This is a genomic window from Corynebacterium minutissimum (genome assembly GCF_016889765.1).
Classification (GTDB): domain Bacteria; phylum Actinomycetota; class Actinomycetes; order Mycobacteriales; family Mycobacteriaceae; genus Corynebacterium; species Corynebacterium minutissimum_B.
On sequence record NZ_CP069533.1, the window covers coordinates 1,603,906 to 1,629,498 of the forward strand.

Sequence of the window (25,593 nt, forward strand, 5' to 3'; positions counted from 1 at the left end):
TTGTGGTGCCTCACAAAGGGCGCCTCACGAAGGGCGTCCCGCAAATGGCGTCTGTCAAAAGGCATCTTTGGGCCTGAAAACGCCATCTGCAATGTGTAAAAGGCGTTTTTAGTCTTAAAAACGCCTTATGGTTGATGCCTTTTGTCAGATGCTTTCAGCTGGTCGATGGAGCCACGCAGACGCTCTGCGTTGCGAACGGAACGCAGAAGATATTCCGTTTCGCGGAGCGAGTTGTAGTCATCCATGGAAACGGTCGTTGTGAGGTTTAGCTGCTCGCACACGTGCTCATCGTGGCTGACCAGAATGAATGCCCCGCGGTAGCTCGTGAGCACCTCAACCAGCCAGTCGGTGGTGGGGATGTCGAGGTTGTTCGTCGGCTCGTCGAGGAGCAGAAAGCGCGGGGCCGGATCGCTGAGCAGGACTCGGGCGATTTCGACGCGGAAGCGCTCGCCACCGGAAAGCTGTCCCACCGGCTGGTGGATCTTGTCGTTGATGAAGAGCATCTGGGCCAGCTGGTCGCGCAGGAATTGCGGGTCCGCGTTGGGGTTGGCCTCCCGGACGATGTCGAACACCGATTTCTCTTCAGGCAAGACGATGCGCTGGCGGATGTACCCGCAGGGCAGCGCGTACTCGACGTCGCCGCGAGCAACGCGGTTGAGAAATGTGGTCTTGCCGCTGCCGTTGGGGCCGGCGAGGCGAACGCGCTCGGGGCCAGTAATGCTGAGCAGATCGCTCACGAGCACGCGGGTTCCCGCGGGCAGCTCAGTGCCGGGGAGGTCGATGTGGACATGGGTGTCGTCGCGAAGCGCGCGCTGCGCCTTGTCGTGCGCCGACTGGGCGGCAGTCACTGCATCGTTGGCCTGTTGAGAACGCCCGGCAGCGGAGCGCTCAGAACGGTTCTTGTCATTGCCCATGGCCATGCCGGGTTTGCGCTTCGAGTTGGCGAAATTCTTGCCGCGGCGGGCATCGCGAGCAAGGCGGGTCTGCATGGCGGCGCGCTCGCGAATTTGTTTGCGGTGTTCGGCCTTGGTTTCCCGGACCTTGGCCTGCGCGGAATCCTGCTCGGCATCAATCGTTGCGCGGTAGGAGGAGTAGTTTCCCTCGAACTCGCGCAGAGTTCCGTGGTAGAGCTCCGCAATGCTATCCGCGTGCTCGAGGAGTTCGCGGTCGTGTGAGACGACGAGAACCGGTATCGGTGCGGTGCGAATGAGCTCGAGTAAGCGCTGGCGTGATTCGGAGTCCAGGTTATTGGTGGGCTCGTCGAGGATCAGGAAATCCGGCTTGCGAAAGAAAGCTGCGGTCAGCGCCACGGTCACGGCTTCACCGCCTGACAGTGTCCCGATGGTGCGCTCTAAGGGGAAGGGGATACCCGCAGCGTTGAGAGCTGCTTCAATACGCTCTGCTAGGTCCCACTGCTCACCAACAGCGGCGGCGAGCTCTTCTGAGTATTCGCCAGCCTCAATGCGGGCAATGGCGCTGAGGATCTCTGTCGCGCCAAAGACATCGGCGATGGTGTCAGACGTGTGGAGGCCTAAATCCTGGTCGACATAGCTGACTGAGCCCGCGGATACCGTTCCCGAAGTCGGGGCAATGAGGCCTGCAAGTACCTTGGCCAGCGTTGATTTTCCGGAACCATTCGCCCCCACTAAGCCCGTGAAGTGCGAGGAAAACGAGCCGGTGAGATCCGTGAAACAGCGGGTGCCGTCGGGCCAGGTGACGGTGAGATGAGAAAAAGAAATAGGCATGAAGAAATCCACCTTCGAGTAAGTCGCGTAAAAGAGTGACGTCGAATTAGGAAAAAATCTTCATGCCCGAAAGACTAGCCTCGGCTAATGCCCCAGCGCAAGGGCCGCCACGCCAAGACCGAGAGCGCCGCGGGTAACGTAGTGCAGCACCTCGGGGGAGAAGGAGACGCCGAAGCCGCCGCTATCCAGCATGGACATGCTGTCTACCCGTGCCGGGCGGGAACGCTTAAACGACGCCCAGCTAAGACCGGCGATGATGAGCGCCACTGCGATGGCAGAGAGCTTCCACACCAAGGCGAGGATACCGGCGCCAAGGAGTGCCGTGCCCACAGAAGCTATAAGGGGAAGGCCCCAGTCTGGCCATGCATCGTCGTTGACGCGGCCGAAGGAGGCGGCGCGCCCAACCGCCGCGCCAACGATGCCCCACGCAGACATGAAGCCGACCATAGCCAGCGCCCCGAACTGTGGGGCGAGCCCCAACGTCAAGCCGAGGGCCGCGAGCGCACCGACGCCGATGTACCACCGTCGTCCCAAACGACGGAAGAAGAGACCAGACAACGTGGAGGGCGCATGGGCGCGACGAGGAATCCAGGCGGACTGGCTCGCAATGGCATCAGAGGTGACTTCCGAATCGAGAAGGCCCAGGCCAGAACCGCCGACTAGGCGCGTGCGCCCAGCGCTGAGAAGCGAAGCCAGCGTGAACGAGCGCCACCCCACGGCAAAACGCAGGGCCGGGACTACCAGCGCGAACCACGGGGATAGCTCGGTGGACACGCAGATGCCGAGGCCCAAGATCCCGAAGCCGATCAGCTGCGTCCATGTGATCCAGTCCGTACCACGGAGCTTGCCGCGCGGGCGATCAACGTACACCCAACGCTCCCGGGATAGCGCGCGCAGGGGATAGAGAACTTCGGTGAGCACCATGAGCGCGAGCAGTCCCACGATGCCGGCAATCGGAGCGATACCAGTCAGCGTGATGCGCGCCGGGATGGCAGGTAGAACTGCGCTGAGCTCGTGCCATCCTGTGTAGCCGAAGCCGATGACGATGCCGGCGAGAATGAGGTACCAGATACCGTCGCCCAGTCGAGATAGAGCGCGCATCACAGCTGCACCACCTCGTCGCAGGCCTGGGTGATGGTGTCGGAATGTGAGGCCACGACGATGCAGCGATTCTCCTCGTCGGCTAGGTAGCGCAATTCGCTGGCGAGGAACTCGGTCCAGGCGGCGTCGAGGTGGCGCTCGGGCTCGTCGATAAGCAAAGCACGCGCCGGCTGGTATAGCTGCGCGGCTAGGAAGACGCGCTGGCGTTGGCCCGAGGAAAGGCGCGAGGCAGGGTGGGGAAGGAGAGACTCAAGTGCCCAGAGTTCGCAGAGCTTGGCGACGTCCACCCCTGTCGCCTTTCCCATCAAGTCCAGGTGCTCGCCCACGGTGAGGTCGGGGAGGAAAACCGGCTCGGCCACCGTAATCACAGCGCCCGGCTGTTCCTTCGTGCCGATGGGGTGACCGTCCCACTCCACTGTTCCATCGAGAGGCGCAAGCTCCCCGCCGAGCGTTGCGAGCAACGTGGACTTACCCGAACCATTGGGGCCAGCGAGGCCATAGATGTGGCCTAGGGCAAAGTTTTTCTCAAGGTGTCCAAGGGGCGTGGAATGCCCATAATCGGCGTCGATGGAAAGCATTGCTGGGCAGCGATCTCCTTACATTGTGTGACAAGACAATAGTGAAAACTTATTGATTGAGTGTAGCAAAATGCACGCCCTGAATGTTCTTCTCGAGATGGGAAACACCCTTGGGATTGGTGTTATGAGCTGCTAAAATGAGGTCAATTAAAGCTGGTAACTCGGGAGGGCCTAGTTGGCAAGGGTAGCAAGTCAACAGAAGAGCGTTGAGGAAAGCGTGACTTTTGCAAAGGGGGTTTCACTGCTAGCTGGACACAATATGGATGCGGAACAGGAATCGCTTGTCCGTGCCGTCGCTTCAGGAGACATGACGGTCGAGGAAGCAATTGCTATCGCTAAGGCGCAAGTTAAATAGGGATTGCTTCAATTATCGTGCCGTCAGGAACGCTTTTTCGTCGCGTTAGGAGTCGTGTATTGAATCCGAATCTAGTAAAAGATGAAGACCCCGAGCGTGATCCGCTAGCGCTGAGTGACGCTGCGATGCGTTTGGCAGGCCACGATGTGACTGATGAGTACGTGCGCCAGCTGGGCCGCGAGGTAGCCGCAGGGACACTATCTGCCGACGAAGCAATCGCTCGTGTACGGCGTGCTTCGTTGAAGTAGAGCAAGAGTTCGTCGGAAAGCAGGTCGCCTAGCTGCTGGGCTATCCCTTGTTGCGGAAGACGAAGATGGAGGAGAAATCTTGGTCGCCGTGGCCCATGGCCTGCTGCTCCTCAAAGCGCTGAATGACGGCGGCGAGGGCCGGGAGTGGCTTGTTGGCGGTCATCTCCATGAGCTTGGCGTCCTTGCACAGGGCATCCACGGTGAAGTCGCCCGGAGTAGTGTTGCGCTCGCCGGTGATGAATGGGCCCTTCATGTTCTTCATGAAGGCGAGGCCGGTGATGTCGAGCATCTCGAGGATGACCTCAGAATCAAGGCCTTCGGACTCGCCGAGTTGAAGAGCCTCGAGCAGACCCTCTGCAGTGACGGCGAGGGCTAGGTTGGCCAGGAGTTTGCCAATTGCCGCGGTGGCGGCGGATTCGACGCCGATGAGCTTGTTCTCGTCGGCCCAGAGCTCGGCAATGGTCAAGGCGAGCTCGCGGCGGTCGTCGTCAGGCGTGCCCACGTAGACACCGAGCTTGCCCTCGCGCGCCGGGCCTAGCGAACCGACGACGGGCGCGTGGACATAAGAGTCGACCGCGGCGGCGAATTCACGGGCGGCATCGGGGGAGATGGTCGTGGTGTCGATCCACGTAACCCCTTCGGGGATGAGTTCGGTCTCGATGATTTGCTCGCGGATGTCATCCGGGCCGAAGAGAGAGGTGATGATGACCTCTGCGCCCTCTACGGCGGCGGAAGGGGAATCAGCAAGAGCGGCGCCGGCGTCAACTAGCGGTTGTGCGCGCTCAGCGGTGCGGTTCCAAACGGTGAGCTCATGGTGGTCGAGGAGGTGTCGGGCGAGCTCGGTACCCATGCGGCCAGTACCCAGGAATGCAATCTTCATGCCGCCCAGTGTGCCATCATTGTGGTCAGGCTCGCCGCGATTCCTGCGAGCCCCGGACGAGGAAGGCTGAGAAATGGCGTGGTTTGTGTTGATTTTCTCCGGGGCCTTCGAAGCTGTGTGGGCGGCGGCGCTAGATAAATCGGAAGGCTTCAGCCGCCTGTGGCCGTCGGTCATCTTCTTCGTTGCCTGCGCCATCTCCATGGGTGGTTTGGGTTGGGCCATGAAGTTCATTCCCGTGGGCACAGCTTATGCGGTGTGGGCAGGTGTGGGCGCGGTCGTTACCGTGGTTTACTCACTCGCCACGGGGCAGGAGGCAGCCACGGTGTGGAAGCTGTTGTTCTTGGCCATGATTATTGGCGGAATTATGGGGCTGAAGGTGGTGCATTAGGAGGCGTCGTCGAGTGAGACGACGACGCGGTACTTATTCGTAGCGCAGCGCCTCAATCGGGTCCAGCTTCGCGGCCTTGCCCGCGGGGTAGTAGCCGAAGAAGAGGCCAATAGCCAGCGAGAAGAGCAGCGAGAGGATGACTGCCCAGAGCGGTGGTGCCACGAGTGAGCCGATGGCGGCCGCGCCCGCCATGCCGGCGGCGGTGCCGATGGCGATGCCGATGAGACCGCCGATGAGGCAGACCACGATGGCCTCAGTGATGAACTGGATGCGGATATCGCGGCGGCGTGCACCAAGCGCCTTGCGGATGCCAATCTCACGGGTGCGCTCCGTGACGGTGATAAGCATAATGTTCATCACGCCGATGCCGCCGACGAGCAGTGAGATACCGCCGATGGCTGCGAGAACCAAGCTCATCGTGGTGAAGATCTGGTTGAGGGACGCGAGGTCATCGCTGAAGTCGGTCACCTTCACCATGTAGTCGGGGTTGTCCTTGTAGTAGCTATCGAAGACGCGCTGCAGGTTGCTAGCCACCGCGGCCTTGTCCAAATCCGGGTTGCCGCGAACGGTGACTTGGCTGAAGGCGGTGCCAGCACCCGGGGAATCGGAGAACTCGGCCTCCAGCGGGTAAGGAACGAAGGCGGTTTGGCTGGGGCCGCCGCCCACCAGAGGTCCGGTCTGAGGCTCTTCAAAGACGCCGATGACGGCCAGCTCAATCGGGGAGGCCTCGTGGGTTTCGAAGCTTACGTATTGGCCAATGGCGTCTTCAGGAGCGTCGAAAAGCTTGGTGGCCGTTTCTTTATCCAGCATGGTTACTGACCGGCTGGAATCGATATCGTCTTCGCTGAGGAAGCGCCCGGCCACGATGGAATAGGACGAGCCGGAGACATAGTCCGGGTTGGTCGGGCGGACGAGGAGGTTGGCGGTCTCCTCTTGTTCGTCGCCTTCGGCGACGAACGCGCCGGAATAAGAGTTGTACTCGCCGATATTGATACCGGCGATCTGATCCCCCATGACCTCTTTAGCGCGGTCCAGCATGTCGGGGGTGAGCATCGAGGACTCGTCTTCGACAAAGCCGCCGCCCATAAAAGGATCATCGGCCTCTTCCTCTTCGCCTTCCTCCGGGCGCTCCTTGACCTGGACGGTGAAGTTATTGGCGCCCACCTTGTCCAAGTCTTTTTGAACCGAGGCTTGTAGGGAGTGGCCGAGCGTGACGATGGCGATGACCGCGGCAATACCAATGATGACGCCCAAGAGCGTCAGTGCCGAGCGCATCTTGTTGGTGCGCAGGCTGGTCAGCGCCATCTTGGTGGATTCAGCGAAATTCATGACAGAACACCGTCCTTCATCGTGACGGTGCGGCTGCACTCATCAGCCAATTCCGGGTTGTGGGTAATGAACAAGATGGTTTTTCCATGTGTGCGGTGCAGTTCGTGGAACAAGTCCATGACCATGCGTCCCGTCTGCGAATCGAGCGCGCCGGTGGGCTCGTCTGCGAGCAGAATCTCCGGCTGGTTGGCCAAGGCGCGGGCTACAGCCACGCGCTGCTTCTGACCACCGGAGAGCTCATTAGGCAGGTGGTTCATACGGTCGCTCATGCCGACCATCTCCAGGAGGTTCTGTGCCCGCTGGGTGCGTTCGTGGGTGGAAACACCTGCATAAACCATGGGCATCTCCACGTTCTTCAGCGCGGACATACGGCCGATCAGGTTGAAATTCTGGAAGATGAAACCGATTTTTTGGCCGCGGAAGGAGGCCAGTTTGTCGTCGCCAAGCGCCAGTGCATCCACGCCAGCCAGGTGGTACGCGCCGGCGGTGGGGCGGTCGAGCAGGCCGATGATGTTCATGAGCGTGGACTTACCGGAACCAGACTGGCCCACCACGGCCACGAACTCACCTTCGTCTACTGAGAAATCTAGGCCGGGGATGACGGTCAACTCGCTATCGAGGCCCTCGTTGAAGCGTTTGACAATGCCCCGCATCTCAATGAGGCGGCTCATGCGTTCTCATCCGCGCCGGCGACGGAGGCTGCCTGGCCGACCATGTCTTTGTACATATCGGCCTGGGTGATGACGGTATCGCCTTCCTTCACGCCGGAGGCGATAGCGGCGGCGAAGGCCGACTCGGTAGCTACGGTGACCGTGCGGGCGTGGATTTCGCCATTCTCCACAACGAGGACGGACTTCTTTCCGTTGTCCTCAAAGATGGCGGACAACGGCACGGTGATGGCGTTCTTGTTTTGTTCCGTGATGATCTTGGCCTTCGTGGTGGAGCCTAGGCGCAGGCCCTCGCGGTTACCTTCGACGCGGATATCCACGGGGAATTCGGGCTTGGACGAGCCGCCACCGCCACCGCTGCCGGAGGACCCAGCGCCGGATTCAGCGGCCATGGGCTGCTCAGCGGTGGGGGAGATGAAGGTGACCTTTCCCTTGTATTCCTTGCCGGGGCTCGACGGCGTGGTGAACGTGACTTCGTCGCCGACCTTGATCTGGGCGATGTCGCCTTCCTTGACGGTGGATTTCACCAGGAGTGTGGAATCATCCGCCACGGTGAGGATGGGACCCTCAGCGGGCATGCCGGCTTCACCGTTGACGGCGGTGATGACACCAGCCAACGGGGAGCGCAGATCGGCCTGGGAGAGCCTGTATTCGAGTGGCCCATTTTCCTTGGCGTTGCTGGCGCTTGCCGACGCCGCCGTTTCCACCGCATGATTCACCGCTTGGGATTGGGAGGCGATTTGCTGCTCAATGGCCAGGTTGCTGGCCTGCAGTGCACGTTCGGCATCCGACACTGCCTGGTAGGAGGCCGAGGTGGCGCGCTGTTGCTCGCCGAGCTCGCGGTCGATGCCGCGGAGGACGCGGTGGTAGGAGTCTTCGGTGTCCTTCAGTTGGCGCTCGGCTTCTGACACGGCCTCATCAGAGTCGAGGTAGCTCAAGATGGCACTGGCGGTCTGAACGCCAGAAGGGTCTTCAGCGGCAGTGCCAATGGAAGCGAGTGCTGCCTGGAAGGACTTCGACTCGGCATCGCGCACCCCAGTGCGTGCTTGGTCCACGGCAGCGCGGGCTTCCGCAACTTCGGGGCGGTCGCCCTTGGTGGCGAGGGCTTCATCGAGCTTTTTCTGCGCTTCGGCGTACTCGGTCTGCGCCGAATTGACGGCGGACTGGGCGCTGTTGACCTCAGGGTTGAGGCCTTGGTCGAGGGAGTCTTGCAGTTGGCGCAGCTGCAGCTGGGCGTCCTCAATCTGGTGGACGGATTCCAGTTTGCTTGCCTCTTGTGCTGTGCGCTGGGCTTCGAGCTCGCGCTCGGTGTCGGTGGTGTCCATCCGTCCAAGCAGTTGCTGGGCGTCGACGCGGTCGCCGACCTTGGCGTCGAGGGACTGGATAGGCCCCGTGAGCGAGGTGGTCAGGGAAAGCTCGCGTTCAGCAGCTACCGTGCCGGTTGCGGACACCGAGCTGATGAGGTCCTCTTTGGCCGCAGTGGTGACGTCGGCAGCAGTCAACTGGATATCAGAGGAACCACTGGTGAGCGCGTAGTAGCCACCACCGCCGGCGAGGAGAACCGCCGCGAGGGCTCCTGCTGTGATGCCGAGAGCTTTCTTGTTCATGAATTCCTAACCTTTACGCCGTGAATAAAACTGGATTCAGGTTAACTCTAGAAAGCGCCCCTTGTCATGCCTGGAGGGGGAATATCGGAGGTAGATCAGGGTATACCCCTAGAGGTTTGTGGGTTATGCGGTGTAGTGGCGTTTAGAAAGGTACGTCGATGTAAACATCCTCTGCCTTGGGCAGAGGCGGCAGCTTGGGGAGCTGGTCAAGGCCATCCTGAACTTCTGGCGGGATAGGGAAAGATGTCGGTACGCGCGGCGGCTCGGGGAGCTCTAGTTTGGGCTTGCGGCGCTGCGGTGGCGCGGGACGCGGAGCCGGTGCATGAACGGTGACGGTGGCCACCTGTGGCGAAGGCACGTGGGTAGGCGAAGGTGCTGCGGCTGGTGTCTCGACTAGCGGCTCGGCTGCTGGCGGTGCGGGTTGCTCCTCGACGTCATCAGGCGTTGGCGCTACGGAAGTGGTGTCGCCGAAGCGTGTGACGGGTTGGGGCGCAGCACCCGGCTGCCAAGAATCTGTGGCAATTCCAGCGGCCGGTGAATGGCCAGCAGTGGACGTGGGCTGGGCTGGCTCAGTGGATTCCGTTTGCGCAGTAGCGCAGGAAGCGAGTGGAAGGCAGGCAAGAACAATGAGAATGCGGCGCGTGGCCATGTGGATCCCCCTCGGTGTAAGGCTCGTCCGCAGCGCACCCCCTGTGCGAAGGACGAGTCATAAGAATGTGGTTGTGCTGCCAGCATAGCGGTACTGGGGTAACGCTGCAGGATGAGAACAGGACCGCGACAGGATGAAGCGTCTGGGTGGAGGGATAACTACTGGCAGGGACTCAAACTTTTGTATAGGGCTAAAACCGATACAATGTGGGCTATGCCTAACTCTAGCCAGCAGAATTCCTCCCAGAATACGACTCAGTCCGCCCAGTGGTTTGACCGCGCCACCAAGGTCACCCCAGGCGGTGTGAATTCCCCGGTTCGCGCCTTCGGCTCCGTGGGCGGCCAAGCTCGCGTTATCGCCCGCGGCGAGGGGTCCCGTTTGTGGGATATCGATGGCAACGAATATGTCGACTTGGTGAGTTCCTATGGCCCGATGATTCACGGCAATGCTCACCCCGCCATCGTGGAGGCAGTGCAGAAGGCCGCTGCCGATGGCCTTTCCTTTGGCGCCCCGACCGAGGGCGAGACGCTGCTGGCGGAGCGCATCGTGGAGCGCACTGCCGCCGAGCAGGTTCGCCTGGTGAACTCCGGTACCGAGGCAACGATGTCTGCTGTGCGCCTGGCCCGAGGTTTTACTGGCCGCGCGAAGGTCTTGAAGTTTGAAGGCTGCTACCACGGTCATGTGGATGCGTTGTTGGCGTCGGCAGGCTCCGGCGTGGCGACATTTGCGCTGCCGGATTCCCCGGGCGTGACTGGTGCCTCTGCTGCTGACACCATCGTCGTCCCGTACAACGATCTAGATGCCGTCCGCGAGGCTTTCGCCGCGCATCCAGGAGAGATTGCCTGCATCATCGCCGAGGCAGCTGCCGGCAACATGGGCACCGTTGCCCCGGAGGAGGGGTTTAATGCGGCACTCAAGGAGATCGCGCATGCGGACGGCGCCCTGCTTATTCTCGACGAAGTCATGACGGGCTTCCGCACCTCCCACAAGGGCTGGTTCGGTGTCGATGGCGTGGCTGGTGACTTGGTGACCTTCGGCAAGGTGGTCTCCGGTGGTCTGCCGGCCGCTGCCTTCGGCGGCCGCGCTGATGTCATGGCATCGCTGGCACCGGCGGGCCCCGTCTACCAGGCAGGAACCCTTTCCGGAAACCCGGTCGCCATGGCCTCCGGCCTGGCGTCTTTGGAGTTGGCCAACGAAGAGCTGTACCCGCGCCTGCAGGCTAATGCTGACCGCCTCACCGGCCTGATAACGGCGGCACTCGATGCCGCCGGCGTGGCGCACCACATTCAGCGAGCAGAGTCGATGTTCTCCATTCGCTTTGCGGAGGGCCAAGGCCACAACTTCGCCGACATGCAGGCGGCCGATACCTGGCGTTTCGCACCCTTCTTCCATGCTCTTCTGGAGGGCGGCGTCTACGTTCCGCCGTCAGCTTTTGAGACGTGGTTTGTGTCCGATGCGCTCACGGACAATGATTTTGAGGTAATCGAGGCCGCGCTGACGCCGGCCGCCCAGGCTGCCGCGAGCGCGCAGCGCCCGCAGTAAATCAACCACTACGAGGGGATACCACCAGGCTTATGTCCACCACTATCGTCCACTTCGTCCGCCACGGCGAGGTCTACAACCCGGACAAGATCCTCTACGGACGCATCCCGGGATACCACCTATCCTCCCGCGGACATTCCATGGCAGCGCGCACCGCGCAGGCCTTCGAAGGCCACGACGTCACCTACCTGGCAGCATCGCCGCTGCAGCGCGCGCAGGAAACTGCGCAACCGATTGCGAAGGTGACAGGGCTTGAGGTGGACGTCGACAAGGGCGTCATCGAATCCGGCAACCGCTTCGAGGGCCTGCGCACCAAGGGCTGGAACTCGCAGCTGTGGAACCCGCAGCGCTGGCCGCTCATGGTCAACCCGCTCAAGCCCTCCTGGGGCGAGCCTTTCGAGCAGATTGCCGCGCGCATGATGGATGCCGCCGAGCGCGCCCGCACCAAGGCTGAGGGCCATGAGGCCATCGTGGTGTCTCACCAGCTGCCCATCGTGATGGTCCAGCGCACTGTATTGGGCAAGCGCCTGGCACATGCGCCCTGGGACCGGGAGTGCGACTTGGCGTCGGTGACCTCGCTGGTTTACCGCGACCGCGAGATCGTGGACATCTTCTATTCTTCTCCTGCGCAGGACATCTAATGCGGGGCCTCAAGATTGGTGCCGCAGTAGTCGTGGCCGCGCTGGCGCTTGCGGGTTGCTCGCAGAGCGAGGAGAATTCGCAGAACGCAGTGGCCTCCGGCGGTACCTTCCAGTTCATCTCTCCCGGTGGTCAGACCACCATTCGTTACGACGAAGCTGACCGCAAACCGCTGAAGGATTTCTCCGGTGAGGATCTGCGGGATGAGTCCACGACGATTCGCCTATCTGATTTCAAGGACCAGATTGTCGTGCTCAACTCCTGGGGCCAGTGGTGCGCGCCGTGCCGTTCCGAATCGGATGATCTCCAGGCCATCCACTCGGAGCTGCAAAAACGTGACATTGGCACCGTGTTGGGCATCAACGTGAAGGACTTTAACCCGGAGATTTCCCGGGACTTCATGGCTGATAACGGCCTAGAGTATCCGTCTATTTACGATCCGCCCTTCAAGACGGCCGCCGCCCTCGGTGGTGTACCGACGTCCGTGGTGCCCACCACCGTCGTGTTGGATAAGCAGCACCGCCCGGCGGCAGTTTTTCTGACCGAGATTACGGAGGATAAGGTTCTCGAGGTCGTCGACGAGCTGGAGAAGGAACAGTGATCCTTGCCGCCGATGGGGTAGAGCAGAGCTTTGCCGACGCCGCCGCAGCCGGCCCTCTACTTCTAGGAATTCTGGCCGCTGCCGCGGCGGGTTTGGTGTCTTTTGCCTCGCCCTGCGTGATTCCCCTCGTGCCCGGCTACATGTCTTACCTCGCCTCCGTGGTCGGCGGTGAGGTGAGTTATGACGAGGAGTTGGGGGTGGGCGTCGGCAAGCGCAGGCAATGGGCCGTCGTCGCTGCCGCAGCACTGTTTGTGCTGGGCTTTACCGTCGTCTTTGTGCTCGCCACGGTGTCCGTCTTCGGTGCCATCTCGGCGCTGACGCTCAACGCGGACATTCTTATGCGCGCTGGCGGCATCATCACCATCCTCATGGGCGTGGTGTTCATGGGCGTGGTGCCGGTGCTGCAAAAAGACACGCGCATGGCGCCGAAGCGCTGGACCACCTGGCTCGGAGCGCCGCTGCTCGGAGGAGTGTTTGCGCTGGGCTGGACTCCCTGCCTAGGGCCCACGCTGGCCGCCATCCTCTCCGTGTCTGCAGGCACTGAGGGCACGACGGCGCTGCGCGGCACCATCCTCATAATTGGATACTGCCTGGGCCTGGGCCTGCCCTTCCTACTCGTGGCACTTGGTTCAGCCAAAGCCATGCGCACCATTTCCTGGATGCGCAAACACTCCCGTGCCATCCAGATTGTCGGTGGCATCGCCATGATCCTCGTGGGCCTAGCCTTGCTGACTGGCCTGTGGGAGAGCTTTATCAACGCCATTCGCCAGTGGACTGTGTCATGGTCTGAGTCCAACGGCACGACGCTGATTTAAGGAGAGATTTTCGTGAGGTACATCCGCAAGGCCTGGCACTGGCTGACCAGCATGCGCACCGCACTGGCGCTGCTCTTCCTGCTGGCCATCGCCGCGATTCCAGGATCCCTCCTGCCGCAGCGCTCGCTCAATGAGTCCAACGTCGATGACTTCATCGCAACCAACGGCAAGGTGGCGGAGATCTACGACAAGCTGCAGCTTTTCGATGTTTTCTCCTCCGTCTGGTTCCAGGCCATCTACGTTCTGCTCATGATTTCTCTGGTGGGCTGCATCATCCCGCGCTCCTGGGATCACTACAAGGCCTGGAAGACGCCGCCCACGCGTGCGCCAAAGTACCTGGAGAAGATGCCGCTCAACGCTACCGGGCACTCAGAGAAGTCCCCGGAGGAGATCGCCGCGGCGACGACGACCATGCTGAAGAAGTGGCGCGTCTCGGAGGTGTCTGCGGAGCAGGACCGCGCTGGCGCCCAGTCTTTCTCCGCTGAGCGTGGCTATGCCCGTGAGCTGTGCAACCTCATCTTCCACATTGCGCTCGTGGCCATCCTGCTCACCATGGCGGCCGGCCGTCTGGTCACCTACGAAGGCCAAGTCATTGTGGTGACGGAGAAGAACTCACGCGGCGAGACCCAAGAACAGACGCAGTCCACGGAGTTCTGTAATACCTCTACCTCTGTGTATGACTCCTTCCGTGCGGGCCCGCTTTTCGACGGCACCGGGCTCCACCCCTTCTGCTTCCTCGCCCACGACTTCACCGCGGACTACCTGCCGAATGGCCAGGCGGAAATGTTTACCTCCAACGTGTCCTATGCTGCTGGTGACGATATTTTTACCGACCCGAAAACGTGGGAGGACTACCAGCTCCAGGTCAACCACCCGCTGCGCATTGAGAGCAACCGCGTCTATCTCCAGGGCCACGGTTTTGCGCCGACGATGACGGTGGAGTGGCCCAATGGTGAAAAGCGCACGCAGACCATCCAATTCCAGCCCAACGACATGACCTACTTCTTGTCCTCGGGCGCGATGCGCTTCGACCCACCCGCGGGCATGTACCCGGACTTGTATGAGCGCCGCCAAAACCAGATCGCCATCCAAGGACTTTTTGCCCCTACTGCTGAGTGGTCGGGCGAAAACGGAAAACTCCTGCAGTCTTCCTTCCCGGCAATGAATGATCCGGCCGTGGCTATCGATATCTATCGCGGCGATGCCGGCCTGGACACGGGCCGTCCCCAGAGCTTCTTCTCCCTTGACCCGAGTCTGCTCCAGTCGGGCCAGCTGCAGAAGATTGACCGCGTCAACCTCACACAGGGCGAGTCAGTCACGCTCGATGACGGTACGAGGATCAGCTTCGACGGTGCCTCCGAGTTTGCGAACTACCAGATTTCCTATGACCCCTTCCAGGGATGGGTTCTGGTGTCCTCGCTCATTATGTTGGTCTCCCTCGTTGGTTCTTTGGTGATTAAGCGCCGCCGCGTGTGGGTACGTATCCGCCCGGCAGCTGATGGTGGCACCGATATTGAGATGGGTGGCCTTGCGCGCACCGACCGCGCCGGCTGGTCTGAAGAGTTCTACGCGTTGCACCGCGAGCTTCTCGAGCTGCCGGATCCGGATGAGGTTGAGGAAGACGTGCTGTACTCCGCCGACTAAAGGTGAGCAACCTATCAGTCAAAAGTTGGATACTGTCAGGTAAGAGGGGTAGCCTTATGAGCACTATTCATCTCTCCGTTGAGTGAGCACTTTCTTGAGCACTGTGAAGGCAAGGTTTCTCATCCATGCAGATTGATCAGAATCTGTCCAACTTCTCCGACATCGCCGTCCAGACCGCGTTCGTCATCTACGCCCTCGCGCTGGTGTTGTCCTTGGTCTACTACGGCCGCATGCAGAGCATCATTGAAGGACTGCGTGCGCGTTCTGCCGCCGTGGCCCAGCAACGCGAACTGGCTACTGTCGGCGGCCCGGCAGGGGACGCGGTGCTTGGCGACGCCCCCTCGGCCGGCTTTAGCGAGGACGCCGACCTTGCCAAGAAGCAGGAGAAGGCGGACAAGCTCGGCGGAATGACGCAGATGCTGCTGTGGCTGGGCATCGCACTGCACTTGGCCGCCATCGTGCTGCGCGGCTTGGCCACCAGCCGATTCCCGTTTGGCAACCTCTACGAGTACGTGCTCATGGTGACTGCCGGCGTCATGGTGGTGGCGACCATCGCGATGCAGCGCAAGGAGTGGCGCACCCTGTGGCCATGGCTGCTGACCCCGATCCTGGCGCTCATGTTCTACGGCTCCACGAAGCTGTATGCGGAGTCCGCGCCCGTCGTTCCGGCGCTGCAGTCACACTGGCTGCCCATCCACGTCACCGTGGTCTCGCTTGGTGCCTCCATCGGCATCGTTTCCGGTATTGCCTCCCTGCTCAGCGTGCTGCGCGTACACCAGGGCAAGGGAAGCGAACATGGCTTCTTCGGCGCGATTGCCCGCCCGCTGCCCTCCGCAAAGAAGTTGGATCAGCTGGCTTACCGCCTAGGTGTGGTGACTTTGCCGACTCTGGGCTTGGGTATTGTGCTGGGCGCGATTTGGGCGGAGTCTGCCTGGGGCCGCTACTGGGGTTGGGACCCGAAGGAAACTGTCTCCTTCGCCACCTGGATCCTCTACGCTGCCTACCTGCATGCCCGCGCCACCCCGGCGTTCCGCAAGGCCGCCCCGTACCTCAACATCGCGGCGATGCTGTTGATGGTCTTCAACCTGTTCTTCATCAACATGGTTGTCTCCGGCCTGCACTCCTACGCGGGGCTGAACTAAATGGCGGATACACATAAACCCCGGCACAAACAGGGCAAACCGGCCGGCGATAATCCGCAGCTCATTGCTTTAGGTGATGTCTTTGCTGAGCGACGCCGCGAGTTAGGCATCCTCCAGCAGGAGTTAGCTGAGAAAGCCGGTCTGTCGCGCTCTACCTTGCACACCATCGAGCACGGCGGCTCCGGTGTGCGCTGGGAAAAGATTGCGGCGGTGGCGGAGGCCCTCGACCTGGAGATGACGTTTACGCCTAAGACACCAAAGAACTAGTTTTCTTCCCCGGTGGCGTCAGGGTCTTCCGGCTTCTGGGGCTTGGGTGAGCGCCGGCGGCGCTCTTCTTCTTTGCGCTGTGCCTCGCGCTCTTTCGCGCGGCGCTCTTTGAAGCGCTGCTTTTCCAAGTTCCAGAGGAACTCTTCGTCATCATCGGGGCCCTTGATTGCGGGGCGCTGCGGCTGCTGTTGCTGCTGTGCCTTATTCTTCCAGCTGGATGGCCCAAATGCCTTCCACACGAGAAGTGCCGCGAGGATAAACAGGACTAGTAGTATCAAACGACCCATGCGTTGTATTCTACGGAATGCCCGCGAAGCAGAAGTGAGAATGATGAGCCAGACAGACAACATGCCCAACGAGTCCCACATCCCTGAGCCTCCTCAACCAGACCCGGAACTCAAGCGCCGCTCACGCATAGCCTTGTGGAAGTATGGTGCCGCCCGCCTGGTGCTCTTTATCCTGCTGACCGTGGTGATTCAGCTGCTGGCTATGGCTATTGGCGTGGCCATCCCCGTGCTGGTGTCGGCCCTGTTGGCGTTGTTCGTGGCGCTGCCGCTGTCGATGCTGATTTTCTCCTCGTGGCGCGTGGAAGCTACTCAGACTTTGGCGGAGTATTCCGCACAGCGCAAGGCCCACAAGGAGTGGGTGCAGGCAGAACTGGCTGGCCGCTAAACCAATGCCAACGCGAGGGCGTTAATGATTGCCCACACCAGCATTGCGCGGCCAGTCATGCCGAGCACCGGGATGAGTTTGGGCCCGCGCGCACCGCGGTTGACGGTGCGGATAGCGCCTAGTGCGAGGGGGAAGTACAGCAGGGAGGCCAGCGCTGCCCAGGAATCAAAAGCCAGGCCCACGGTAAGAAGTACCGGGAGCAGGAGCAGCGTCATAAACAGCGTGCGGGATTTCTTATCACCCAAGCGCACGGCCAGAGTGATCTTTCCGGCGGCTGTATCGGAAGGGATGTCACGGATATTGTTGGCCAAGTTCACCGCGGAGCTCATGCCGCCAATGCCCACGGCCAATGCCAGGCCGGTCCACGTGATACGGCCGGCTTGCGTGAATTCGGTGCCGAGAACCGCGACGAGTCCGAAGAAGATGAAGATGGCGATTTCCCCAAACCCGCGGTAGCCATAAGGGTTCTTGCCGCCGGTGTAGAACCACGCGCCGGCGATGCACACGGCGCCGACGAGGATGAACCAGGCTGCGTTGGCGGCCAGCGACAGTGAGATGCCCGCGATGGCGGCCACGCCGAAGCAAGCGAAAGCGGCGAACTTGACGTGCTGTGGTTTGGCCAGCCCGCCCCCGGTAAGCCGCTGGGGGCCGGTGCGGTCATCATCGGTGCCGCGGATGCCATCGGAGTAATCGTTGGCGTAATTCACGCCGATGATAAGCGCCCAGGCCACGATGAGCGCCAGCAACGCCCGGCCCCAGTGCAGGCCGTGGGCCGCGGCAGCGGCACCGGTACCAGCGATAACGGGAGCAAAGGCATTGGCCCAGGTGTGCGGGCGAGCACCCTGGAGCCAATCGGCAGGAGTGGCGGAATAGGCAGACATGCTCACTATTGTGCCACTGGTGTGGTGTGCTGCGGCAATGAGCTGGTGCGTTGGCGAAAGCGGTAGATGATGAGCACTGCAACGAAAATAACGGCATTGGTGACTGTCATTGCGGCAGAGGTAGCCGCGTCAAGGACATAGGCAACCCAAAATCCCACGACCGCGCTGATAGCGGCAACGCCACAGGCGGTCAACACCAGCGTGGGCACGCGCTGAGTAAGCAGCCGCGCGGTCATCGTCGGGAATACCATGAGAGCGATGACCAGCATGGCACCGGCAGCGTGAAAGGCGGCGGTGGCGGTGCAGGCAACCACGGTCATAAATATGATGTGAAGAACGCGCGTGGGCACCCCGCGTGCGGCACAAAAATCGGCGTCAAAAGTCGTGGCGGATAAACGCGGCAGTGTAAGGGCGAGGAAGAGAGCATTGATACCCAGCACTGCGGCCATGATGTAGCAATAGTTGGGATTGGAGAAGGCCGCGAGGTTGAGATCACCGACGAGAACGGCGTGGACATCAAGGTGCACGTGGCTCATGTGCGTAGAAATCAGGATGACTCCGGCGGCAAACAGGGCGGGAAAGACCAATCCGAGGGCGGAATCAGCAGTCACCAGCGGGCTGCGCTGTAGTGCGTCAGTTCCCAACGCCACCACCAAGGCGCCAGCGGCCGCGGTAACGAGCAAGATGGGTGAATCTAGATCTGCGGTAAAGAGGTAGCCGACGGCAATTCCGGGAAGGACGGCATGGCCGATGCCGTCGATAAGCATGGCCTGGCCTTTGAGGACAACAAAGGTGCCGGGGATAGCACAGGCCAAGGCCGTCAGAACGGCAAGGAGACAAGCGGTCGCGGCGAGGGTCATGAGGCTAGCTTTCTACTGGTGAGGCTGATAGTGACGAGCGCCGCCTGAGCCAGGACGATGACCGGACCGGTGGGCAGCGGGCCGTGCGCAATGGAGACATAGCAGCCGAGAGCAGCGGTGGCCGCGCCGAAGAACCCGGAGAGCGCGATGAAAGGTAGCAAGCGCGTGGTCCAGGGGCGGGCAGCGGCGGCAGGGCTGATGACCACGGCGACCATGAGCACTACGCCGACGACTTTGACGCCGAGCACCGTGATGGCGGTGAGGGCGAAGAAACTAGCCGCGTTGAGGAACGAGGTGCGGATGCCGGCTACCTGGGCAAAACTTGAATCAAAAGTGACTGCGGCCTGCCGGGTGTGAATGAGGAAAAGAAAAAGCAGCACGCAGCCACCGATGATGAGTGTGGACCGTACATCCGCGCGAGTGAGCGTGGAGGCATTTCCCAGCAAATAATCCTGGATTCCGGCCTTGCCAGGCAATGGTCGGCGGGAAATATACTGCATGAGCAGCATTCCCACCGAGAAAAATGTGGTTAGCGTGGCCGCCATCGCAGTGGTTTGCCCCAGGGGAGTTAACCGCGGGATGAGGTGAATGCACCCCACCGCGAGGGTTCCGGTGAGCAGGGCGCCGCAAGAAAGAAGCCAGACATTTCGCCCGTCCCAGCCAATGGCGGTGGCCACGAGGAAGGCGGTGAGCAGTCCAGGCAGGGAAGAATGCGAGATGGCATCGGCCAGCAGGCTGGTGCGGCGAACATATACCAGTGGGCCTAGCGCGCCAGCGCAGCCACCGATGAGCACGGTGCCCAGGAGTGCCTGGGTATAGGTGTAGTTCTGAAGAAGCTCGAGTGGGTTCATGATGGCAGGGAAAACATGTCGGCAATGGCGGACTCGGTAAGTACCTGCTCGGTGGGGCCAGCAGCAATGAGCCGGCCGTGGCCGACCATGAGGACCTCATCGCAAAAGTCGGCGACCTCCGCCAGGTTGTGATGCACCAGCAGGATGGTCACGCCGTTCTCGCGCAGTTCCTTGAGTACATCCATGATGGCGCGCTGACTCGCGGCATCGACACCAGCGAAGGGCTCGTCGAGGATGATGAATTCCGGCTCGCTAACGAGCGTGCGCGCCAACAACACGCGCTGGCGCTGACCACCAGACAGGGCGGAAATCGGCAGCTGCGCGTGTGCCTGCATTCCGGTGCGGGAAAGCGCGGCGTGAGCGGCGTCTTTGTCAGCGCGGCTGGGCCACTGCCACCAGCGCAGCCCGGCGGTGCGGCCCATCAGGGCGATGTCGAAGGCGGTGGCAGGGTAATTCCAGTCGATATCCGCATGTTGTGGCATATATCCGAGACGCTGCCGAAAATGTGCCAGATCGACGCCATCGAAGGTCATCGACCCGCAGGCTAGAGGCGGAAGGAGCCCTACCAGCGTGCGGACCAGAGTAGACTTTCCCGACCCGTTCGCACCCACCAGCCCGGTGATAGTCGCGGGGGTGAGGGTGAAGGAGGCGTCGTGAAGCACCGGCGTGCGGGGATAGCCGGCGGTGAGGTTTCCTACGCTGAGCATTAGCTTAGTGCTTTCGCCACGGCGCTAGCGTTATGTTCGAAGGCTCCGAGGTAGGTATCGGTTGGGGCTTCCGGGCCGAGGGTATCGGCAAAGAGCTCTTCATCCGAGATGGTGACTGTCCAGTTGCGGGTTTCTACGGCTTCCTTGAGAGAAGTGATGGCCTGTGGGTTCGCCTGGTTATCTTGGAAGATAACGGGGACCTTCTTCTCCGCGATGGTATCCGCGAGCTCGGAGATCTCAGTGGCGGACTTGGTGGCTTCGGTGGTCACGAAGTCGGTGGCTTGGACTTCAAAGTCGAAGGTCTTGCCGAAGTAGTTGAAGGCGTCATGGCCGGTGATGAGAACACGCGGGGAGGCGCTTTCGAGTTCCTTAGCGGCCTTGTCGTGCGCGGCTGCAATCTTGTCTTCATAAGCATCGGCGGCCGCGGCATAGTCTTCGGCATTGTCAGAGTCGATTTCGCCGAGTTTGGTGCCGATGTGATCGACGACCTGGCTCCACAGCTCGGGGCTATTCCAGATGTGCGGGTCGTAGAGTTTTTCGCCCTTGTCACCTTGCTCGGGCCACGGCAGGAGGTCGGCAGTATCGAGTTGTTCGCCAACTGCTAGCTGCTTCTCACCGAGGGAGGAGAGCTGGTCCACCATTTGCGCCTCGAGGTGAAGGCCATTCCAGAGGACGAGGTCGGCGTCCTGCATCTTTTCAATATCGCGCGTGGTGGGCTGGTATGTGTGTGGATCGCCGCCGGGGCCGACCATGGTGGTGATGTCGGCGTCCGGGGCGATATTGGCGGCCGCATCAGCCAAGTAACCGGTCGTGGCGAAGATCGTCAGATTGTCGTCCTGGGCTTCGGTGGAGTCGCTGCTGGTGCAGGCGCTCAGCGTGCTTGCGACCACGAGGGAAGCGAGGGGAAGGGCAATAATTTTCTTCACAGGAAACCTCTCTTATTAAAAGTGAATGTCGATGTTCAACAGATTGAACTTGAAAGAGCATAAGTGCTGAAACCTTTGGAAGCAATAGGCTGAACTACGATGGGGGTATGCACATCAGCGAGCTACCCGAACGCACCCAGGATTACCTCAAGCTTCTCTGGACCCATGAGGAGAAAGAGGGCGCTAATACCGCGATGCCGCTCGGGGATCTAGCCAAAGCGGCTGGACAGAAACTGCCCACCACGTCGGAGGCGGTCAAGCGCCTGGCCGCGAAGGGACTGGTGGAACATGAACGCTACTTTGGAGTCCGGCTGGTAGAGGAAGGCCGGCGGCTGGCTGTGGCAATGGTGCGCCGGCATCGACTCCTGGAAACCTTCCTCGTGCGCACTCTGGGCTATACCTGGGATGAGGTGCACGATGAGGCGGAAATGCTAGAGCACGCGACGTCCGACAGGCTCGTTGAACGCCTCGATTCTTTCCTGGGCAACCCCGCCCGCGATCCGCATGGTGATCCCATACCTGCCCCGGATGGCACTGCCGAGCCGGTCTCGCGCATTACGCTTATCGACGTCCCCGCGCAGACCCCCGTCACCGTGGAGCAGGTCACTGACGCTGACGGCGAATTTTTGCGCTACCTGGATAAATATGGAGTGCGGCCGGGAGTGGAATTGACCGTCGTTGCCCCCTCGGTCGCGGGTGTGCTCGAGGTTGCCGTCGACGGCGGTTCACACTTCCCCCTCGGGGAATCCGCTGCGCGCGGCATTGCCGTACGCAGCATCAGCGAAGCGGAGGATTAGCTGCCCCACGTGCGGGCGACGGCGAGGCGGTCTACCTTGCCGGGGCCGGTGGTGGGGAGTTCAGGCAGGCGCTTGAAATCCTTGGGGATGTGCCACCGGGGAAGGCCAACGTCATCGAGAGCCACGAGGATATCGCCGACATCCGCCCATCCGGTATAGGCGGCGACGATCATCTGCCCTAAGCGTGGGTGGGGGATGCCGACCACGCATACTCCTTCCACGCCCGGCACGCGAAGGATGTGCTGCTCGAGCTGCTCCGGGTGGAGCTTGAGCCCGCCGGTGTTCAGGATGTTGTCGAGGCGCCCGGTGACGGTGAGGTGGCCGTCGTGAAGCGCGCCGGCGTCGGAGGTAGCAAACCACGAGGTGCCGGACTCATCGACCACGAAGGCATCTGAGTCCACGTTCCGGTAGCCTCGCGCAATCATGGGGCCGCCGAGGTAAATGCGCCCCTCGTCGCCGATGCGAACACGAGCGCTATCGAGAGGACGACCGTTGTAGACGCAGCCGCCGGCGGTCTCCGAGGAGCCGTAGGTGGTGACGATATTGATGCGCAGCTTTTTCGCAGAGTCCAACAACTGTGGGTGGGTGGCAGCACCCCCGACGAGGATGGCATCAAAGGTGCGCAAGGCCTCGATTCCTTCTAGCGAATCCATGGCCTTGGCTAGCTGCATCGGGGTCAGGCCCGTGTATGAGCGATCCCCAGTGGCGGCCAGCTCGTGCGCGGCGCGGGCGAAATTGGGGATGGAAAAACCTTCTGACAGGTCAAGGCAGAGCGGCTCCACGCCCGCGACGAGCGAGCGGATTAATACCTGGATGCCCGCGATATGGGAGGCGGGCATGGCTAGCAGCCACTGGCCGGCGCCACCGAGAGCGCGGTGCGTGGCATCGGCGCTAGACACCAAGTTGGCAGCCGTGAGTTGCGCGCCCTTCGGCGTGCCCGTGGACCCGGAGGTGGCCACGACCAGCGCGATGGGAGAATCAATGGGTTCTCCTGCGCGCATGTGGTTGCGTAGCAGCTGCGCGCGGGTGCGGTCTTCCGCCGGGACGGGCAGGAAGGTGGCTTGTCCTGCGATGGCCGCTTCCAGATCAGGGAGGATGGCGGCAGGGTCACGCGGATCGACGGGCAGAGGAGAGAGGAAAGTCACGGTTAGTTAGGTTACCGCCCGCGGTGCTCATAGGGGTTGATGAGTTCGTCCTCCTGATCGAAGGGGCGCTCACCGTCCCTCTGAGCCTGCTGGATGCGCCGCAACATCCACACTCGCGATGCAATGACGGCAATGAGCGCGATGGCCGCGAGGGCAATGGCGAAATACAGCACTTCAGGCTCTCCCTGGGTGAAGGTGATTGGTGGTAATTAGGATAGCTGGCAGGTCCCTACCTGCCCTCCCTACTGGCTTAAGCCTTAAGAAGTGGCCTCGTGTGTCTCGGGGGTGTCTTCTTCCGTGGAGAAGCAACCTAGGACAAAAATCAGCACCAGCATGGCGGCGATGGTTGCGCCAACGGCGACGCCCGCCCGTAGCAGCCATGACCATTCGGTAAAGTGCCGCAGGGAAACCAAAAGGATTAGGCAGAGGACAAGTCCGATTGGGCGGGTTATCTGATTGATTTTCTCCGTGGTCAAGGTTGCCTCCGTGGGAGCTATAGTTACTGGCGTTAACTGTCCTAGATATTACTCCGTTTTTATCTTTCGGGTGGAAGAGAAGGCACTAGCCCTCGATGGAGGCCTAGTAGTAGTACGGGAAGTCATCCCAGTTGGGCTCGCGCTTTTCCAGGAAGGATTCCTTGCCTTCGACGGCCTCATCGGTCATGTAGGCCAGGCGCGTGGCTTCGCCCGCAAAGACCTGCTGGCCCATGAGCCCGTCATCGGTGAGGTTGAAGGCGAACTTGAGCATGCGCTGGGCGGTGGGGGACTTCATATTGATTTCACGTCCCATCTGGATGGCGGCGTCCTCCAGCTCGGCGTGGTCAACCACCTCGTTGACCGCGCCCATCTCGTACATGCGCTGGGCGTCGTAGGTGCGCCCCAAGAAGAAGACTTCGCGGGCGTACTTTTGGCCCACCATCTTGGCTAAGTAGGCCGAGCCGTAGCCGGCGTCGAAGGAGCCGACGTCGGCGTCGGTTTGCTTGAAGCGTGCTTCTTGGCGGGAGGCAATGGTCATATCGCACACCACGTGTAGGGAGTGACCGCCGCCGGCGGCCCAGCCGTTGACCACGGCGATGACCACCTTGGGCATGGTGCGGATGAGGCGCTGGACTTCTAGGATGTGCAAGCGGCCGCCTTCGACCTTTTCGCGGGCGGTGTCTACCGTGGATTCGTCTGCAGTCGCGTCATCGTGCGCGTGCTCAGTGGCGTAGCGATACCCGGAGCGGCCGCGGATGCGCTGGTCACCGCCGGAGCAAAATGCCCAGCCGCCGTCTTTCTGGGATGGCCCGTTGCCAGTCAGCAGCACTGTGCCAACATCCGGGGTACGACGCGCATGGTCCAGCGCGCGGTAAAGCTCATCCACCGTGTGCGGGCGAAATGCATTGCGCACCTCGGGGCGGTCAAAAGCGATGCGGACGATGCCATCTTTACGCTGTGGCTTCGGACTATCACTGATGAGCCGGTGATAGGTAATATCCGTCAGGTCCTCAAAGCCCTCGACGGTCTGCCAGAGCTCCGGCTTGAAAGGATTATCGGTGCTGTAGTTCTTCTGCTCGCTCATGGCACACCAGCTTAATTGGAAAGTAGTGCGCCGGAAGTATAGTCCCCATTCCCAACCCTCACCCACACTCCCCGCCCAGCGCGGCGGTGATAAACAATAAACAATACTGCGGGATTTTCCCCGTCAATGTACACGTGTAATCCGTACCAGCGCGGTACACCATACAGTGGGACGGAATCGAACCTCCCTGCCTTCCTTGCGCTACGAAGGCGCCTGAGAAGCACTGGACTTTTCCCTGCCCAGTAAGGGTTGCGCTCGCTGCGAAAAGTGTGGGCTACCGTCGCGCGCACAGCGCGCGACATGACTACGTGCCGCAAGGATGCGGCACAACTAGCGGCAGACCTTATTTAGTTATGAGTTCCGTATTCCAGTTCAGCTGCTGGATGCGGGTATCGAGCTCGCGGTACTGGCGGGCCAGGTCATCGGCGCGCTCGCGCAGCTTCGGCACGGGCACGGTGGCCACGAACTTGATCTCTGAACGAGAGAAACGATCCTGGCGTGCACCAGCCTGTTCCGCCAAACCCTGGTAGATGCGGCGCTTGCGCAGGAGGCCATCGCGAAGTGCCAAGGCCTCCATCAGCGTGATCTCTTCATCGAACTTCGTAGCCGTGTTCGTCGCGTTGATAGCGATAACGAGTTCATCAATGCGTGCAGTGACGCCCTCGAGCTCCCGGAGGAGATCCGTCGGATTCTCGTCCGGTTCATCGCCTTCCTGCACGCGGACCGTCGCCACAAGACGATCCTTCAGGGTGTTGAGGCGCTCCTGCGCCTGGGCGCGTTCGGCCAGGGCTTCAGCAAGTAGCATGGGTCCTCCTTAATGGGAATCTTTATCTGCACAATCGTACAGAAGGGATGGGGGGAACGCCGTATGGTCGTGACGGTTTTAACAAATAGCTCCCCAAAACTTCGATGATCTGGGGCCTTATTTGATCGATATGTACGTCGTGGGCGGTTGGTTGGTACGTTTTCGTAGATATGCCCGAAATTTTTCGGATT

Annotated in this window: 31 protein-coding genes; 12 read left to right on the forward strand and 19 right to left on the reverse strand. The window is 61.2% G+C overall.

What is annotated here, in order from left to right; translation table 11 throughout:
* Positions 1 to 125 precede the first annotated feature (125 nt).
* The 3 genes from I6J26_RS07390 to I6J26_RS07400 all read right to left on the reverse strand — a co-directional run bounded on the left by I6J26_RS07390 (position 126) and on the right by I6J26_RS07400 (position 3,424).
* Positions 126 to 1,745 carry an ATP-binding cassette domain-containing protein gene (locus I6J26_RS07390; protein ID WP_239121744.1) on the reverse strand — a complete coding sequence of 540 codons (1,620 nt, stop codon included), beginning with the start codon at positions 1,743 to 1,745 and terminating at the stop codon, positions 126 to 128.
* A gap of 84 nt (positions 1,746 to 1,829) precedes the next feature.
* Positions 1,830 to 2,846, reverse strand: coding sequence for an ABC transporter permease (locus I6J26_RS07395; RefSeq protein WP_115021105.1), 1,017 nt, complete (start codon positions 2,844 to 2,846; stop codon positions 1,830 to 1,832).
* A complete protein-coding gene (locus I6J26_RS07400) occupies positions 2,846 to 3,424 on the reverse strand; it encodes an ABC transporter ATP-binding protein (protein WP_115021106.1) in 579 nt (192 codons plus the stop codon). The genes I6J26_RS07395 and I6J26_RS07400 overlap by 1 nt, the downstream gene beginning before the upstream one ends.
* 217 nt (positions 3,425 to 3,641) lie before the next feature.
* Here I6J26_RS07400 and I6J26_RS07405 point away from each other — a divergent pair, with 217 nt between their 5' ends.
* A complete protein-coding gene (locus I6J26_RS07405; RefSeq protein WP_169744698.1) occupies positions 3,642 to 3,779 on the forward strand; it encodes a hypothetical protein in 138 nt (45 codons plus the stop codon).
* 59 nt (positions 3,780 to 3,838) lie between these two features.
* Positions 3,839 to 4,027, forward strand: a complete 189-nt coding sequence (locus I6J26_RS07410) for a hypothetical protein (RefSeq protein ID WP_126297590.1) — start codon at positions 3,839 to 3,841, stop codon at positions 4,025 to 4,027.
* A 40-nt stretch (positions 4,028 to 4,067) separates the two neighbouring features.
* On the opposite strand, the gene I6J26_RS07415 is transcribed toward I6J26_RS07410, so the two are convergent.
* Positions 4,068 to 4,907 carry an NAD(P)-dependent oxidoreductase gene (locus I6J26_RS07415; protein WP_115021107.1) on the reverse strand — a complete coding sequence of 280 codons (840 nt, stop codon included), beginning with the start codon at positions 4,905 to 4,907 and terminating at the stop codon, positions 4,068 to 4,070.
* Positions 4,908 to 4,980: 73 nt separating this feature from the next.
* On the opposite strand from I6J26_RS07415, the gene I6J26_RS07420 reads away from it, so the two are divergent.
* Entirely contained in the window at positions 4,981 to 5,295 is a 315-nt protein-coding gene (locus tag I6J26_RS07420) for a DMT family transporter (RefSeq protein WP_115021108.1), read from the forward strand.
* Between the two features lie 33 nt (positions 5,296 to 5,328).
* On the opposite strand, the gene I6J26_RS07425 is transcribed toward I6J26_RS07420, so the two are convergent.
* The 4 genes from I6J26_RS07425 to I6J26_RS07440 form a co-directional block, all read right to left on the reverse strand.
* Positions 5,329 to 6,624, reverse strand: a complete 1,296-nt coding sequence (locus I6J26_RS07425) for an ABC transporter permease (protein ID WP_115021109.1) — start codon at positions 6,622 to 6,624, stop codon at positions 5,329 to 5,331.
* Positions 6,621 to 7,295 (reverse strand): ABC transporter ATP-binding protein, encoded by a 675-nt coding sequence (locus I6J26_RS07430; RefSeq protein ID WP_115021110.1) that lies wholly within the window; start codon positions 7,293 to 7,295, stop codon positions 6,621 to 6,623. The genes I6J26_RS07425 and I6J26_RS07430 overlap by 4 nt, the downstream gene beginning before the upstream one ends.
* A complete protein-coding gene (locus I6J26_RS07435) occupies positions 7,292 to 8,899 on the reverse strand; it encodes an HlyD family efflux transporter periplasmic adaptor subunit (RefSeq protein WP_115021111.1) in 1,608 nt (535 codons plus the stop codon). The genes I6J26_RS07430 and I6J26_RS07435 overlap by 4 nt, the downstream gene beginning before the upstream one ends.
* 142 nt (positions 8,900 to 9,041) lie before the next feature.
* Positions 9,042 to 9,548 (reverse strand): hypothetical protein, encoded by a 507-nt coding sequence (locus tag I6J26_RS07440; protein WP_115021112.1) that lies wholly within the window; start codon positions 9,546 to 9,548, stop codon positions 9,042 to 9,044.
* A gap of 204 nt (positions 9,549 to 9,752) precedes the next feature.
* On the opposite strand from I6J26_RS07440, the gene hemL reads away from it, so the two are divergent.
* The 7 genes from hemL to I6J26_RS07475 all read left to right on the forward strand — a co-directional run bounded on the left by hemL (position 9,753) and on the right by I6J26_RS07475 (position 16,198).
* Positions 9,753 to 11,090, forward strand: coding sequence for a glutamate-1-semialdehyde 2,1-aminomutase (hemL, locus tag I6J26_RS07445; RefSeq protein WP_115021113.1), 1,338 nt, complete (start codon positions 9,753 to 9,755; stop codon positions 11,088 to 11,090).
* A gap of 32 nt (positions 11,091 to 11,122) precedes the next feature.
* Positions 11,123 to 11,731 carry a histidine phosphatase family protein gene (locus tag I6J26_RS07450; protein ID WP_115021114.1) on the forward strand — a complete coding sequence of 203 codons (609 nt, stop codon included), beginning with the start codon at positions 11,123 to 11,125 and terminating at the stop codon, positions 11,729 to 11,731.
* Positions 11,731 to 12,330 (forward strand): TlpA disulfide reductase family protein, encoded by a 600-nt coding sequence (locus tag I6J26_RS07455; protein ID WP_115021115.1) that lies wholly within the window; start codon positions 11,731 to 11,733, stop codon positions 12,328 to 12,330. The genes I6J26_RS07450 and I6J26_RS07455 overlap by 1 nt, the downstream gene beginning before the upstream one ends.
* Positions 12,327 to 13,145: a cytochrome c biogenesis CcdA family protein gene (locus I6J26_RS07460; protein ID WP_115021116.1), complete on the forward strand. Its 819-nt coding sequence runs from the start codon at positions 12,327 to 12,329 to the stop codon at positions 13,143 to 13,145. The genes I6J26_RS07455 and I6J26_RS07460 overlap by 4 nt, the downstream gene beginning before the upstream one ends.
* 12 nt (positions 13,146 to 13,157) lie before the next feature.
* Positions 13,158 to 14,789, forward strand: coding sequence for a cytochrome c biogenesis protein ResB (locus I6J26_RS07465; RefSeq protein ID WP_115021117.1), 1,632 nt, complete (start codon positions 13,158 to 13,160; stop codon positions 14,787 to 14,789).
* 125 nt (positions 14,790 to 14,914) lie between these two features.
* Positions 14,915 to 15,931 (forward strand): c-type cytochrome biogenesis protein CcsB, encoded by a 1,017-nt coding sequence (gene ccsB, locus I6J26_RS07470; protein ID WP_115021118.1) that lies wholly within the window; start codon positions 14,915 to 14,917, stop codon positions 15,929 to 15,931.
* Positions 15,932 to 16,198 (forward strand): helix-turn-helix domain-containing protein, encoded by a 267-nt coding sequence (locus I6J26_RS07475; protein WP_070537506.1) that lies wholly within the window; start codon positions 15,932 to 15,934, stop codon positions 16,196 to 16,198. It abuts the gene before it with no gap.
* On the opposite strand, the gene I6J26_RS07480 is transcribed toward I6J26_RS07475, so the two are convergent.
* Positions 16,195 to 16,485 carry a hypothetical protein gene (locus I6J26_RS07480; RefSeq protein WP_115021119.1) on the reverse strand — a complete coding sequence of 97 codons (291 nt, stop codon included), beginning with the start codon at positions 16,483 to 16,485 and terminating at the stop codon, positions 16,195 to 16,197. The two genes, I6J26_RS07475 and I6J26_RS07480, sit on opposite strands and share 4 nt — an antisense overlap.
* A 43-nt stretch (positions 16,486 to 16,528) precedes the next feature.
* Here I6J26_RS07480 and I6J26_RS07485 point away from each other — a divergent pair, with 43 nt between their 5' ends.
* A complete protein-coding gene (locus I6J26_RS07485) occupies positions 16,529 to 16,870 on the forward strand; it encodes a DUF4229 domain-containing protein (RefSeq protein WP_070537504.1) in 342 nt (113 codons plus the stop codon).
* On the opposite strand, the gene I6J26_RS07490 is transcribed toward I6J26_RS07485, so the two are convergent.
* Genes I6J26_RS07490 through I6J26_RS07510 form a run of 5 tightly spaced genes read right to left on the reverse strand, consistent with a single transcriptional unit; the run spans position 16,867 to position 21,095 of the window.
* Positions 16,867 to 17,751: a 1,4-dihydroxy-2-naphthoate polyprenyltransferase gene (locus tag I6J26_RS07490; protein WP_070537503.1), complete on the reverse strand. Its 885-nt coding sequence runs from the start codon at positions 17,749 to 17,751 to the stop codon at positions 16,867 to 16,869. The genes I6J26_RS07485 and I6J26_RS07490 overlap by 4 nt on opposite strands.
* A 5-nt stretch (positions 17,752 to 17,756) precedes the next feature.
* Positions 17,757 to 18,611, reverse strand: a complete 855-nt coding sequence (locus I6J26_RS07495; protein WP_010189755.1) for a metal ABC transporter permease — start codon at positions 18,609 to 18,611, stop codon at positions 17,757 to 17,759.
* A complete protein-coding gene (locus I6J26_RS07500) occupies positions 18,608 to 19,462 on the reverse strand; it encodes a metal ABC transporter permease (RefSeq protein WP_010189752.1) in 855 nt (284 codons plus the stop codon). Before I6J26_RS07500 ends, I6J26_RS07495 begins: the two co-directional genes overlap by 4 nt.
* A complete protein-coding gene (locus I6J26_RS07505) occupies positions 19,459 to 20,169 on the reverse strand; it encodes a metal ABC transporter ATP-binding protein (RefSeq protein WP_010189751.1) in 711 nt (236 codons plus the stop codon). The genes I6J26_RS07500 and I6J26_RS07505 overlap by 4 nt, the downstream gene beginning before the upstream one ends.
* Entirely contained in the window at positions 20,169 to 21,095 is a 927-nt protein-coding gene (locus I6J26_RS07510; RefSeq protein ID WP_070537502.1) for a metal ABC transporter substrate-binding protein, read from the reverse strand. The genes I6J26_RS07505 and I6J26_RS07510 overlap by 1 nt, the downstream gene beginning before the upstream one ends.
* A 107-nt stretch (positions 21,096 to 21,202) precedes the next feature.
* Here I6J26_RS07510 and I6J26_RS07515 point away from each other — a divergent pair, with 107 nt between their 5' ends.
* Positions 21,203 to 21,892, forward strand: coding sequence for a metal-dependent transcriptional regulator (locus tag I6J26_RS07515; protein WP_070537501.1), 690 nt, complete (start codon positions 21,203 to 21,205; stop codon positions 21,890 to 21,892).
* Here I6J26_RS07515 and menE read toward each other — a convergent pair.
* The 5 genes from menE to I6J26_RS07540 all read right to left on the reverse strand — a co-directional run bounded on the left by menE (position 21,889) and on the right by I6J26_RS07540 (position 25,402).
* Complete coding sequence (gene menE / locus I6J26_RS07520) at positions 21,889 to 23,037, reverse strand: o-succinylbenzoate--CoA ligase (RefSeq protein WP_070537500.1); 1,149 nt, start codon at positions 23,035 to 23,037, stop codon at positions 21,889 to 21,891. The two genes, I6J26_RS07515 and menE, sit on opposite strands and share 4 nt — an antisense overlap.
* An 11-nt stretch (positions 23,038 to 23,048) precedes the next feature.
* Entirely contained in the window at positions 23,049 to 23,210 is a 162-nt protein-coding gene (locus I6J26_RS07525; protein WP_010189743.1) for a hypothetical protein, read from the reverse strand.
* Positions 23,211 to 23,294: 84 nt separating this feature from the next.
* Positions 23,295 to 23,513, reverse strand: a complete 219-nt coding sequence (locus I6J26_RS07530) for a hypothetical protein (protein WP_039673551.1) — start codon at positions 23,511 to 23,513, stop codon at positions 23,295 to 23,297.
* A 103-nt stretch (positions 23,514 to 23,616) separates the two neighbouring features.
* A complete protein-coding gene (locus tag I6J26_RS07535) occupies positions 23,617 to 24,597 on the reverse strand; it encodes a 1,4-dihydroxy-2-naphthoyl-CoA synthase (RefSeq protein WP_115021120.1) in 981 nt (326 codons plus the stop codon).
* A 343-nt stretch (positions 24,598 to 24,940) separates the two neighbouring features.
* Positions 24,941 to 25,402: a DIP1984 family protein gene (locus I6J26_RS07540; protein WP_039673555.1), complete on the reverse strand. Its 462-nt coding sequence runs from the start codon at positions 25,400 to 25,402 to the stop codon at positions 24,941 to 24,943.
* Between the last annotated feature and the right edge of the window lie 191 nt (positions 25,403 to 25,593).